At 67.8% G+C, this 12,131-nt stretch carries 13 protein-coding genes; 10 read left to right on the top strand and 3 right to left on the bottom strand.

The genetic code is table 11. From position 1 onward, the window contains the following. Nucleotides 1–21 precede the first annotated feature (21 nt). Nucleotides 22–282, bottom strand: a complete 261-nt coding sequence (gene rpsT / locus BLV31_RS11175) for a 30S ribosomal protein S20 (RefSeq protein ID WP_006554505.1) — start codon at nt 280–282, stop codon at nt 22–24. Between the two features lie 363 nt (nt 283–645). Between rpsT and BLV31_RS11180 the strand changes: the two genes are divergently transcribed. Then, the gene (locus BLV31_RS11180; protein WP_064061342.1) at nt 646–1,467 is read left to right on the top strand and encodes an aquaporin; all 822 of its coding nucleotides are present in this window, start codon (nt 646–648) and stop codon (nt 1,465–1,467) included. A 27-nt stretch (nt 1,468–1,494) separates the two neighbouring features. Here the strand turns inward: BLV31_RS11180 and BLV31_RS11185 are convergent, their stop codons facing one another. After that, the gene (locus BLV31_RS11185) at nt 1,495–2,163 is read right to left on the bottom strand and encodes a type II toxin-antitoxin system PemK/MazF family toxin (protein ID WP_064061341.1); all 669 of its coding nucleotides are present in this window, start codon (nt 2,161–2,163) and stop codon (nt 1,495–1,497) included. A 63-nt stretch (nt 2,164–2,226) separates the two neighbouring features. On the opposite strand from BLV31_RS11185, the gene lepA reads away from it, so the two are divergent. The 3 genes from lepA (at nt 2,227) to BLV31_RS11200 (ending at nt 5,731) form a co-directional block, all read left to right on the top strand. Continuing rightward, the gene (lepA, locus tag BLV31_RS11190) at nt 2,227–4,122 is read left to right on the top strand and encodes a translation elongation factor 4 (RefSeq protein WP_259443777.1); all 1,896 of its coding nucleotides are present in this window, start codon (nt 2,227–2,229) and stop codon (nt 4,120–4,122) included. 35 nt (nt 4,123–4,157) lie between these two features. Further along, nucleotides 4,158–5,090, top strand: coding sequence for an NAD(P)H-dependent flavin oxidoreductase (locus BLV31_RS11195; protein WP_019288359.1), 933 nt, complete (start codon nt 4,158–4,160; stop codon nt 5,088–5,090). 68 nt (nt 5,091–5,158) lie between these two features. After that, nucleotides 5,159–5,731: an ABC transporter substrate-binding protein gene (locus BLV31_RS11200; RefSeq protein WP_230810339.1), complete on the top strand. Its 573-nt coding sequence runs from the start codon at nt 5,159–5,161 to the stop codon at nt 5,729–5,731. A gap of 7 nt (nt 5,732–5,738) precedes the next feature. Here BLV31_RS11200 and BLV31_RS11205 read toward each other — a convergent pair whose 3' ends face one another. Next, a complete protein-coding gene (locus tag BLV31_RS11205; protein WP_039585133.1) occupies nt 5,739–7,685 on the bottom strand; it encodes a glycoside hydrolase family 15 protein in 1,947 nt (648 codons plus the stop codon). A 66-nt stretch (nt 7,686–7,751) separates the two neighbouring features. Between BLV31_RS11205 and BLV31_RS11210 the strand changes: the two genes are divergently transcribed. The 6 genes from BLV31_RS11210 to BLV31_RS11230 all read left to right on the top strand — a co-directional run bounded on the left by BLV31_RS11210 (nt 7,752) and on the right by BLV31_RS11230 (nt 12,110). Beyond that, entirely contained in the window at nt 7,752–7,958 is a 207-nt protein-coding gene (locus BLV31_RS11210; protein WP_019288357.1) for a hypothetical protein, read from the top strand. 171 nt (nt 7,959–8,129) lie between these two features. Beyond that, entirely contained in the window at nt 8,130–8,222 is a 93-nt protein-coding gene (locus tag BLV31_RS25850) for an Ms4533A family Cys-rich leader peptide (RefSeq protein ID WP_346243126.1), read from the top strand. Between the two features lie 152 nt (nt 8,223–8,374). Further along, nucleotides 8,375–9,400, top strand: coding sequence for a sulfate ABC transporter substrate-binding protein (locus tag BLV31_RS11215; protein ID WP_064061340.1), 1,026 nt, complete (start codon nt 8,375–8,377; stop codon nt 9,398–9,400). A 114-nt stretch (nt 9,401–9,514) separates the two neighbouring features. Next, entirely contained in the window at nt 9,515–10,312 is a 798-nt protein-coding gene (cysT, locus tag BLV31_RS11220; RefSeq protein WP_016694104.1) for a sulfate ABC transporter permease subunit CysT, read from the top strand. Continuing rightward, on the top strand, nt 10,309–11,115 hold the full coding sequence (cysW, locus tag BLV31_RS11225) for a sulfate ABC transporter permease subunit CysW (protein WP_019288355.1): 807 nt from the start codon (nt 10,309–10,311) through the stop codon (nt 11,113–11,115). Before cysT ends, cysW begins: the two co-directional genes overlap by 4 nt. After that, nucleotides 11,112–12,110, top strand: coding sequence for a sulfate/molybdate ABC transporter ATP-binding protein (locus BLV31_RS11230; RefSeq protein WP_019288354.1), 999 nt, complete (start codon nt 11,112–11,114; stop codon nt 12,108–12,110). Before cysW ends, BLV31_RS11230 begins: the two co-directional genes overlap by 4 nt. The last annotated feature ends 21 nt before the right edge of the window (nt 12,111–12,131 follow it).

Genomic DNA, 12,131 nt, shown 5'->3' on the forward strand with positions numbered 1-12,131 from the left:
TACTACCTTGGAGCGATGAACTCAGAGCTTGTTGGCAAGCTTCGCGAGAGCAGACTTCTTGTTGGCAGCCTGGTTGGGGTGGATGACACCCTTGCTGGCAGCCTTGTCGAGCTGACGGCTCGTGGCGACGAGGAGCTCGTTGACCTTGTCCTTGTCGCCAGCGGCCGCAGCCTCGCGGAACGAACGGATCGCCGTACGAAGCGACGACTTCACCGACTGATTCCGGAGTCGGTTGCGCTCGTTGGTGCGAATCCGCTTCACCTGGGACTTGATGTTGGCCACGCGTAAAATCCTGTCGTCTTGCTGGTAGCTGGTAGGAAAGCTCTGGGTGCATCTGAGCACCGATGGACAAGGTTACCAAGAACGGATCGCAAAGCCCAAACCGGCGGTCGAATCACCCTTCTCACCGGCCTGATCGTTTCGGCCAGGACTACGCGCACCTGACTGTTGTTGTTGCGTGCCGCCGCGGGAGGGCATCTACATGGGCGGACACGCCACGGTGCACGATGTCGTTGTCGAGGTCACGGCGCATGCGTAATCTCCCTCACAGCGCGAACGACGAGTTCGCGGCTGCGGTGCATCGACTCGAAGTGTTCTACCACCAGGTTCCGCCTGCGAGCGGGACCGCGAACATCGAGGTGACCCATGGAACCCCCACGCGATCCCGAGTCCCGAATCGACGAAGATCTCGCACGCCAGACCTCCCTGGAAATCAGCGACCCCGGTGAGTTCTCCGACCTGCGGAAGTACGTGGCGGAGGCGATCGGAACCTTCCTCCTGGTGTTCTCCGCGGTGGGTACCGCGGTGTTCGCCGGAACCTATGTCGGTCAGCTCGGCGTCGCACTGGCGTTCGGCCTGACCCTGCTGTTCCTCGTGTACACCATCGGCCCGATCTCCGGGTGTCACGTGAACCCGGCGGTGACGCTCGGGCAGCTCATCGTCGGTCACGTGACGCCGGTGCGCGCCGTGGGTTACTGGATCGCGCAGGTCGTCGGCGGTCTGGTCGCCGGTCTGACGCTCTACGCGGTGGCGTCGTCGTTGCCGAGCTACGACCGTGCCGCCGACGGCCTCGGGGCGAACGGCTGGGGCGCGCACAGCCCCTCGGCGGTGCACGGTCCGCTCGGCGGCGTGCTCGAGAACGGCTACGGCATCGGCGCGATGATCGTCGTCGAGGTCCTGCTCACGGCCGTGCTCGTCTTCGTGGTGCTGGGTGCGACCGATCAGGTGGCCGACGCGCCGATCGCCGGCATCGCCATCGGCTTCACTCTCGCGGTGATCCACCTGATCTCGATCCCGATCGACAACACGTCGGTCAATCCCGCCCGTAGCCTCGCCGTCGCCTTCTACCAGGACGGTGCGCTCGGGCAGCTGTGGGCATTCATCGTGTTCCCGCTCATCGGCGGAGCGCTCGGAGCGCTCGTCTACACCTTCCTCTTCGGGCGGCGGTACGGGCTCCGGGCCTCCTGAGGGCCTGCGGTCAGGGCGCGGCCCGATTCAGCTCCAGCCGAAATCGGTACGGAGCCGGGTCGCGACCTGATCGAATCGTGCGCGGGGGAGGATCGCGCCTTCGCGGCGGATGCCGTCCTCGGGAACGTCGAGCACGCGATCGAGGCGCACCCAGCTCGGGCGGTTCTCCGCGTCCCACGGTCCGGAGCCGATTCCGAGCCAGTCGCGGTGACCGTCGCGTTCGGAGTTCGACGAGAGCATCAGCCCGAGCAGCGTCCTGTCGTCGCGGCCCACGACGAGCACCGGGCGGTCCTTGCCCTCCGTCGGATCTTCTTCATAGGCCACCCAGGTCCACACGATCTCGCCCGGATCGGCGCGACCGTCGAGGTCGGGGGAGTACTCGAGGCGGCGGGCACGCTGCGCCGTGGGCGTGGTGCGCGACGCCACCGGGCGACCGGGGGCCGGACGCTTCGTGCCGGACTGGGTCTTCGCGGCACCTGGCTTCGGCGCCGTGGTCCCGGACGCGCCGGGCTTCGGTGCCGCAGTGGTACCGCTCCCCGAGGTTCCGCTCGCTGCGCCGGTCCGGCCGGCCGCGTTCAACGCGGCGCGCGCCTTGTCGAGCGCCCCGGACTGCTGCAACTGCTGGTAGATCTTCGGACCCTGGTCGACGGCGAGACGCCCCAGCTGCCTGCCCAACTTCTTCCATGTACCGGCCACGGGAACCGAGCTTAACCGGACCTGACCCGGGCGAAATCCCGGCCGTCGCCCGACTTGGATATTCTGCAGGGTGACCGCGGTCTGCTGGCCGCTGCCAGTCCGAGTCAGGAGCACGACATCAGCACCTTCGCCGACACCACGTTCACGGACCCCGCAAAGATCCGGAACTTCTGCATCATCGCGCACATCGACCACGGAAAGTCGACGCTCGCGGACCGGATGCTGCAGCTCACCGGGGTGGTCGAGGAGCGGCAGATGCGCGCCCAGTACCTCGACCGCATGGACATCGAGCGCGAGCGTGGCATCACGATCAAGGCGCAGAACGTACGTCTGCCGTGGAAGCTCGACGGCGAAGACTATGTGATGCACCTGATCGACACCCCGGGCCACGTCGACTTCACCTACGAGGTCTCCCGCGCGCTCGAGGCGTGCGAGGGCGCGGTCCTGCTCGTCGACGCCGCGCAGGGCATCGAGGCGCAGACCCTCGCCAATCTCTACCTTGCGCTCGACAAGGACCTGACGATCATCCCGGTCCTCAACAAGATCGACCTGCCCGCGGCCGATCCCGACCGCTATGCCGGTGAGATCGCGAACATCATCGGCTGTGAGCCGTCCGACGTGCTCCGGGTCTCCGGCAAGACCGGCGAGGGCGTCCCCGAACTCATCGACGCCGTGATCCGCCAGGTGCCGCCGCCGGTCGGTGACGCCGACGCGCCCGCCCGCGCCATGATCTTCGACTCCGTCTACGACACCTACCGCGGCGTCGTGACGTACGTGCGTGTGGTCGACGGCAAGATCGTGCCCCGCGAGAAGATCAAGATGATGTCGACGGGCACGACCCACGAACTGCTCGAGGTCGGCATCGTCTCGCCCGAACCCAAGGCCACCGCCGGTCTCGGCGTCGGCGAGGTGGGCTATCTCATCACCGGCGTGAAGGACGTGCGCCAGTCGAAGGTCGGCGACACCGTCACCACCGCCCGCCACGGTGCGGAGGAGCCGCTCACCGGCTACCGCGAACCGCGCCCGATGGTCTACTCCGGTCTGTACCCGGTCGACGGCTCCGACTACCCGGTGCTGCGCGACGCGCTCGACAAGCTCCAGCTCAACGACGCCGCGCTCACCTACGAGCCCGAGACGTCCGTCGCTCTCGGGTTCGGTTTCCGCTGCGGCTTCCTCGGTCTGCTGCACATGGAGATCACCCGCGAGCGCCTCGAGCGCGAGTTCGGCCTCGACCTGATCTCCACGGCTCCCAACGTCGTCTACCGCGTCGTGCTCGAAGGCGGCCAGGAAGTCGTCGTGACGAACCCGTCCGACTGGCCCGAGGGCAAGGCTCGCGAGATCTACGAACCGATCGTCAAGTGCACCATCATCGCGCCGAGCGAGTTCATCGGTTCGATCATGGAGCTGTGCCAGTCGCGGCGCGGTGAGCTCGGCGGTATGGACTACCTGTCCGAGACCCGCGTCGAGCTGCGGTACACGCTGCCGATGGCCGAGATCATCTTCGACTTCTTCGACTCGCTGAAGTCGCGCACCCGCGGCTACGCCTCGATGGACTACGAGGAGGCCGGAGAGCAGGAGGCCGCGCTGGTCAAGGTCGACATCCTGTTGCAGGGCGAGGCCGTCGACGCATTCAGCGCGATCGTCCACAAGGACGCCGCGGCCGCCTACGGCAACAAGATGACGACCAAGCTCAAGGAACTCATCCCGCGGCAGCAGTTCGAGGTGCCCGTCCAGGCCGCGATCGGCTCGAAGATCATCGCCCGCGAGAACATCCGGGCGATCCGCAAGGACGTTCTCGCCAAGTGCTACGGCGGCGACATCAGCCGTAAGCGCAAGCTGCTCGAGAAGCAGAAGGAAGGCAAGAAGCGGATGAAGACCATCGGCCGCGTCGACGTTCCGCAGGAGGCGTTCGTCGCCGCGTTGTCGTCCGAGGCCTCGTCCGACAAGCCGAAGAAGTAGTCGCTCCTGCTGCGACGCCCACCGGAAGGATTCGCGTGCTCGACACCTGGCTCACCCGTGAACTCGGAATCTCCGTTCCTCTGCTGGGTGCGCCCATGGGTGGCCGGGCCGGTGGGCGGCTCGCCGGCGAGGTGACGCGGGCCGGCGGACTCGGCCTGATCGGTGCCGCCCGGTACAACACCGCCGAGTGGATCGAGGGCGAGGTGCGCACCGCCCGCGAGATCGGTGGTGGGGCCGTGGGATTCGGTCTGATGACTTGGGCGCTTGCCGACGACGACAGCCTCCTCACCGCGGTGCTCGAGCACCGCCCGCAACTGGTCACGCTCTCGTTCGGCGATCCCGCTCCCTACATCGAGCGCGTCCACGAGGCCGGGGCCGTCGTCCTCTCGCAGATCAACACGGTCGACGATCTGCGCGTGGTCGAGGCAGCGGGTGTCGACGCGGTGATCGCGCAGGGCCATGAGGCCGGTGGGCACACGGGCAGGATCGGTACCCTCCCGTTGCTGCAGGAGGTGCTCGAGTCGACGTCGCTGCCCGTGCTCGCCGCAGGTGGCATCGCCACGGGTCGCGGTCTGGCAGCGGTGCTCGCAGCCGGTGGGCAGGGCGCCCTGGTCGGGACGGCGCTGCTCGCCAGCCCGGAGACCGTCGGCCCCGACTACGCCCGTGGCCGGCTCGTGGAGGCCGGCAGCGCCGACACCGTCTACACCGACGTCTTCGACAAGGCCCGGCACCAGCCGTGGCCGGCGCGCTGGGGCGGACGCGCCCTGCGCAATGCGTTCACCGAGGAGTGGCACGGCCGGGGCGCCGACGAGGACACCCTCGCCGCGGCGTACACCGGTGACGATCCCGACATCGGGGTGGTCTACGCGGGGGAGGCCGCCGGTCTGGTGCGCTCCGAGCGACCCGCGGGCGAGGTGATCCGGGGTATCGCCGAACAGGCGGAGACCCTGCTGTCCCGCTTCCGTTGAGCACTGCGCCGGCACACGGACGTCCACATTCGAGCTGAGGTGAGCCTCACCTGAGGTGGAGGTCGCCCATGCGCCGAGTCGTTCTCTCCGCGGTAGCGCTCGTACTGTTCGTCGCCCCGACCCTCGTGGCGTGTTCGTCGGACACCGATGACACCGCGACCGCCGGCGGTGAGACCGTCACCGTCGAGCACTCCTACGGCACGACGACGATCGAGGGCACACCCGAGCGGATCGTCGCGACCTCCAGCCAATGGCTCGACGCTCTCGTCGAACTCGGGGTGCAGCCCATCGCGTACTACAGCGCCGGCTCGTACGGCGACGAGCGCGGCCTCTATCCGTGGCAGACCGACGTCTCCCCGGATGCGGTGGCGCTGAGTGCGGCGGCGGAGACGTCGGTGCCCGTCGAGGAGGTGGCCGCTCTCGAACCCGACCTGATCCTCGGCGCCTGGCAGATCGCCTCGCAGAACGACTACGACACGATCTCCGCGGTCGCCCCGACGATCGGGCCTCTCGGCGACACCGGCGTGGACCGCTGGGACGAACAGGTGCGCGTGCTCGGTGAGGTCCTCGGCCGCACCGACGACGCCGAGAGGATCATCGCCGACCGCAACGCCGAGATCGAGGCGGTCGCGAACGCCTGAGACCGGCTCACGGTCCGAGATGCGCGGGCCGGAAGTTGCCCGCTCCGATCTCCCGCTCTGCGCGGATGACATGGACGACGGCATTGATGAGCGCCAGGTGGGTGAACGCCTGCGGGAAGTTCCCCAGATGACGTCCGCTCTCGGTGTCGATCTCCTCGGCATAGAGCTTCAGGGGGCTCGCGTAGTCGAGCAGGCGCTGGCACAGTGCGGCGGCCCGCTCGACCTCGCCGATCTCGACGAGCGCCGAGACCAGCCAGAACGAGCAGATGGTGAACGAGCCCTCCTTGCCCGCGAGCCCGTCGTCGGTGGTCTCCACCCGGTAGCGCAGCACCAGCCCGTCCTCGGTGAGTTCGTCGGCGATCGCCAGCACCGTGGCCCGCACCCGGGGGTCGTCTGCGGGCAGGAAGCGCAACAAGGGGATCAGCAGAGCCGACGCGTCGAGTGACGGGTGGCCGTACCGCTGGGTGAAGACGCCGCGTTCGTCGACGCCGTGTTCGAGGACGTCGGCCTTGATCTCGTCGGCCATCGCCGCCCACTTCCGGGCGTAGTCGGGACGACCCTGCAGTTCGGCGAGTTTCGCGCCGCGATCGAGTGCCACCCAGCACATGACCTTCGACGACACGAAGTGCTGGGGTTCGCCGCGCACCTCCCAGATGCCGCGATCGGGCTTGCGCCAGTTGGCCGCTGCTTCCTCGACCTGCCGGCGCAGGGTGTGCAACAGCGTCTGGGGGAAGTGCCCGCGGGACTTGACGTGCAGGTACACCGAGTCGAGCAGTGTGCCCCAGATGTCGTGTTGCTGTTGGTGATAGGCGTCGTTGCCGATGCGGACCGGGGTGGCGCCGTCGTAGCCGCTCAGATGATCGAGGGTCGACTCCGGCAACTCGCGCTCACCGCCCACCCCGTACATCACCTGGAGCGGATAGCGGACGCCGTCCGCGTCGCGCGAGACGTCGAGGATGAACGAGAAGAAGTCGTCGGCCTCCCGGTCGAACCCGAGGGTGTACAGACCCCACAGTGCGAAGGTCGAATCGCGTACCCACGCGTAACGGTAGTCCCAGTTACGTTCTCCGCCAGGTGTTTCGGGGAGTGAGGTCGTCGACGCTGCGAGCAGCGCCCCGGTCGGGCTGTAGGTCAGTCCCTTGAGCGTCAGAGCGCTGCTCTGCAGGTAGGTGCGCCACGGGTGATCCGGGAAGCGGCCCGTCGTGATCCACTCGCGCCAGTAGTCCTGGGTGGCGGTCATCTTGACGGCGGCCTCGTCGAAGGTGTGCGGCATCGGGCAGTCCGACCACGACAATGCGACGAAGGCCGTGTCGCCCTTGTGGAGTCGACGTCGCGCGCGGACCTCGCGGTCCTCGATTCCGAGGCGCAGATCCGTCGTCATGCGCAGCGTCGGATGTTCGTCCGGCGCGTTCCGGCATACCGCGGTGGCCTCCTCGTAGACCTTGCCGGTATAGCTCCATTCGGTGCGGCCGCGGTGGTAGTCGAAGGCGGGTTCGCAGCTGACGTACAGGTCGACCGTCCCGTTCACGCAGCGCACCGTGCGCAACAGCATGTGCTCGGCCTCCCAGTCGGACGGGGTCCGGCGATGCGTGGTGGAGCGTTCCTCGACGTCGTACCAGGGTGACATGACCAGCGCGTCCCGCACGATCATCCAACCCGTGTCGGTCTGCCAGGTCGTCTCGAGCACCAGACCGCCCGGCAGGTACCGGCGTGCCGCAGGAACGGTGCGGTCGTGCGGCGACAACCGGAAATGTCCCGCGCTGCGGTCCAGCAGCGACCCGAACACACTCGGGGAGTCCGGACGGGGCACGCACATCCACTCCACGGTGCCGTCACGTGCGATCAGGCAGGTGCTCTCGCAATCCGAGAGGAATGCGTAGTCGTCGATCGGCGGGAACGGACTCCGTCGGAAGGGTGCCCCCGACAGCGGTGAGGAGGAGTGGTAGTGGTCCATCCCTCCATGATCACCGCGGGCCGGGCGGATCGCAGCGCGGTTGCCGAACCTACTAGGGTGTAGGCAATGGATCGGGTGGCTTCGTGGTGGGACGGCTTCGAGCTGTGGCTCGCGGGCCTGTCCTTCGTCCCCCAGGTGGCCCTGGTGCTCGCAGTGCTGGTGCCGGCCTGCTCAGGGGTCGCATGGCTGCTCGATCGGGCGATGGCCGGTGTCTTCGGACTGCTCGGCCGCGGAGAGACGGACTCGCCCGCCACGACGACGGAGGATTGCTGACATGCCGCGTTCGCGCGTAACCCTGGCGCTGATCGCGCTGCTGATCATCGTCGTCGTCGCATGGCTCGTCTCCATGTGAGCACGCCGCTCGCGCATCCGGTTCGGTGCTCGACGTCCGGTGTCCGAATCGTCGATTTCGGTCGACCCTCGACCTCTGCTAATCTCTGCCGCGTGTCCGCGACCACTCTGCCCCGCCTCCGCCACGAGTTGGCGTTGAGCGCTGTGGGCATGCCATCGGTCGCCGACATCGACTGTTGTCGCTGAATCCTCCTTCTCTCCGCGGTCCCCGTCTTCCGGATCCTCTCGTCCGTCGGTGCCGCATCCTCGCGAATCCCGGCCGGTCCGATTCCGGCAGCCCCTCGTCCGGTGCCGGTCGCGTTCATCCCCCCTCGAAACAGCCCCTCAGGAGGCTCGTCATGAAACGTTCCAGGTTCGTTGTCGCGGCGTTCGCCGCGGTCACCGCACTCTCCCTCACCGCCTGCTCCGGTGGTTCGAGCGACACCGTCGGAGCCGAGAGCGGCGGCGACGGATCCGGCGGCACGGTCAACCTCTACGCCTACGCCGTGCCCAAGGTCGGATTCGACTCGCTGATCCCCGCCTTCCAGGAGAGCGAGGAAGGCGAGGGCGTCGTCTTCCAGCAGTCCTACGGCGCCTCCGGAGACCAGTCCCGCAAGGTGCGCGACGGCGCCGAGGCGAACTTCGTGAACTTCTCCGTCGAGCCCGACATCACCCGTCTCGTCGACGCGGGACTCGTCGACGAGAACTGGAACGACAACGCCTACAACGGGATACCGTTCGGATCGGTCGTGACCATCGTCGTCCGTGAGGGCAACCCGAAGAACATTCGGGACTGGGACGACCTGCTCCGGCCGGATGTCGAGGTCGTCACCCCCAACCCGTTCAGCTCGGGTTCGGCGAAGTGGAACCTGCTTGCACCGTACGCCGCGAAGAGCAACGGCGGCGCCGACCCGCAGGCCGGCATCGACTACGTCACCGCACTGGTCACCGACCATGTGAAGGTACAGCCGAAGTCCGGTCGCGAGGCCACCGAGACCTTCCTGCAGGGCACCGGCGACGTGCTGCTGAGCTACGAGAACGAGGCACTGTTCATCGAGCGCAACGGCGACCCCGTCGAGCACGTCACCCCGCCCGTCACCTTCAAGATCGAGAACCCTGCGGCGGTACTGAAGAACGCGAAGGACGTCGAGGTCGCGCAGGCGTTCAACGACTTCCTGTACACCCCCGAGGCCCAGCGCCTGTGGGCCGAAGCCGGTTTCCGGCCCGTCGATCCGACCGTCGCCGAGGAATTCGCCGATGAGTTCCCGCAGCCGGAGAAGCTGTGGACCGTCGCCGATCTCGGCGGCTGGGAGACCGTGAACGAGGAGCTGTTCGCCGACAGCACCGGCACCATCGCGGTGATCTACGACAACGCAACGAAGTAGAGCACGCGCGTGACCGTTTCGGAACACACCGCCGGGTCGGGAGATTCGTCTCCCGCCCCGGCGGGTTCGCGTCGCCGGCCGTCCGCCACGGCCCCCGCCCGACCACGACGCCGGATGTTCACCGGCGCCGTCGGGCCCCTCGGTATCGGCATCGCCACACTGTGGTTGAGCCTGATCGTCCTGCTTCCCCTCGCGGCCCTGGCCTTCCACTCCGTCTCGGACGGTCTCGGGACGTTCGTCGATGCGATCACCGCTCCGGCCGCCCTGGCGACCCTACGGATCACCGTCGTCGTCTCGCTGGTCGTCGCGGCGATCAACGCGGTGATGGGCACGGTGATCGCCTGGGTGCTCGTCCGCGACGAGTTCCCGGGCAAGAAGTTCGTCAATGCCCTGATCGACCTGCCCTTCGCGCTACCGACGATCGTCGCGAGCATCGTGCTGCTCTCGCTGTACGGGCCGCAGAGCCCGATCGGTGTGCAGCTCAACGCGACCGAGCCGGGACTGGTGGTGGCGCTGGCGTTCGTCACGCTGCCGTTCGTGGTGCGCTCGGTGCAGCCGGTGCTCATCGAGGCCGACCGTGAGGTCGAGGAGGCCGCCGCCTCGCTCGGCGCCGGCAACTTCACGATCTTCCGCACGGTCGTGCTGCCCGTGCTCGCGCCTGCGGTCCTCGGCGGCACCGGCCTGGCATTCGCCCGCGCCATCGGCGAGTACGGCTCGATCGTGCTCATCGGCGGCAACATCCCGTACAAGACCCAGGTCGCGTCGCAGTACATCCAGCAGCAGATCGAGATCGACCGGCCGGTCAACGCCGCCGCGGTCTCCGTCGCGCTGCTGGTGATCGCCTTCGTCGTGCTGTTCGTCCTGCGCCTGGTCGCAAATCGGGGGCTGCGCCGAGAGGAGGACGACCGGTGAAACCGTCCCTCGCATCCCGACTGTCGCTGCGCTTCGTCGCGCTCGCCTACCTGTTCGTACTGTTGCTCGTCCCGATCGGGGTGATCCTCTACCGCACCTTCGAGAACGGCATCGTGGCGTTCGCCGAGTCGATCAGCACCCCGGCGGCGATCTCGGCTCTGAACCTGTCGCTGCTCATCGTCGCGATCGTCGTACCCGTGAACGTGATCTTCGGCATCGTCGTCGCGCTGGCGCTCGTCCGCGGCAGATTCCCGGGGAGGGGACTGTTGCAGGCCGTCGTCGACCTGCCCTTCGCGGTCTCGCCGATCGTCGTGGGTGTCGCCCTGATCATGTTGTGGGGCGCCAACGGCTGGTTCGGTGCCGTCGAGGATCTCGGCTTCAAGGTGATCTTCGGCCTGCCGGGCATGGTGCTCGCGACGATCTTCGTGACGCTGCCGTTCGTCGTGCGCGAGGTCGAACCGGTGCTGCGCGAGATCGGTGAGGAGCAGGAGCAGGCCGCCGCGACCCTCGGCGCGAACACCTGGCAGACCTTCTGGCGGATCACGTTGCCGGCGATCCGCTGGGGCCTGACCTACGGCATCGTCCTCACCGTCGCGCGGGCCCTCGGCGAGTTCGGCGCCGTCATCATGGTCTCGTCCGGCTTCCCCGGCGTCTCCCAGACCCTGACGCTGCTCGTGCACGCCCGGTACATCGACGACCACAACACCTTCGGCGCCTACAGCGCCGCGACCCTGCTCATGGCCATCGCGGTGATCGTCCTGCTGCTGATGACCCTGCTCGACCGGAAGAGGACCACCGAATGATCACTGTTACCGGGGCGCGCAAGAACTACGGAGATTTCGCCGCACTCGCCGACGTCGACATCGACATCCCGTCCGGCTCGCTCACCGCCCTGCTCGGACCCTCGGGTTCGGGGAAGTCGACGCTGCTGCGTTCGATCGCCGGCCTCGAGACCCTCGACGCGGGCACCGTCCACATCGCCGGTAAGGACGTCACCGGCGTCACCCCGCAGAAGCGCGACATCGGTTTCGTCTTCCAGCACTACGCCGCGTTCAAGCACATGACCGTGCGCGAGAACGTCGCCTTCGGACTCAAGATCCGCAAGCGGCCCAAGGCCGAGATCACGAAGCGGGTCGACGACCTGCTCGAGATCGTCGGGCTCGGCGGGTTCCAGCGACGCTATCCGGCGCAGTTGTCCGGTGGCCAGCGTCAGCGCATGGCGCTCGCCCGTGCTCTCGCCGTCGACCCGCAGGTGCTGCTGCTCGACGAGCCGTTCGGTGCCCTGGACGCGAAGGTGCGCGCCGACCTGCGGACCTGGCTGCGCCGCCTGCACGACGAGGTGCACGTGACCACCGTGCTCGTCACGCACGACCAGGAGGAGGCGCTCGACGTCGCCGACCGCATCGCGGTGATGAATGCCGGACGTATCGAACAGGTCGGAACGCCGGAGGAACTCTACGATCGCCCGGCGAACAGCTTCGTGATGTCGTTCCTCGGGACGGTGTCCAAGCTCAACGGCGTGCTGGTGCGGCCGCACGACATCCGGCTCGCCCGGCAACCTGCGCTCTCCGACACCTCCGGCGGCTCGGTCGGTGTCACGCGGGCGACCGTCGAGCGTGTGGTCCGGCTGGGCTTCGAGGTGCGCGTCGAACTGCGCAACGACGCGACGGGTGAGCAGTTCACGACGCAGATCACCCGCGGCGAAACCCACGACCTGGGGCTCGTCGCGGGCGACACCGTCTACGCGCACGCTCCGGCCGCGTCGGAGACCGCCCCGCTCGGTACCGCCGCACAGTAACCGAGCGGGGGACTCGAGGGT

The sequence above is a fragment of the Rhodococcus pyridinivorans genome (assembly GCF_900105195.1).
Taxonomy (GTDB): domain Bacteria; phylum Actinomycetota; class Actinomycetes; order Mycobacteriales; family Mycobacteriaceae; genus Rhodococcus; species Rhodococcus pyridinivorans.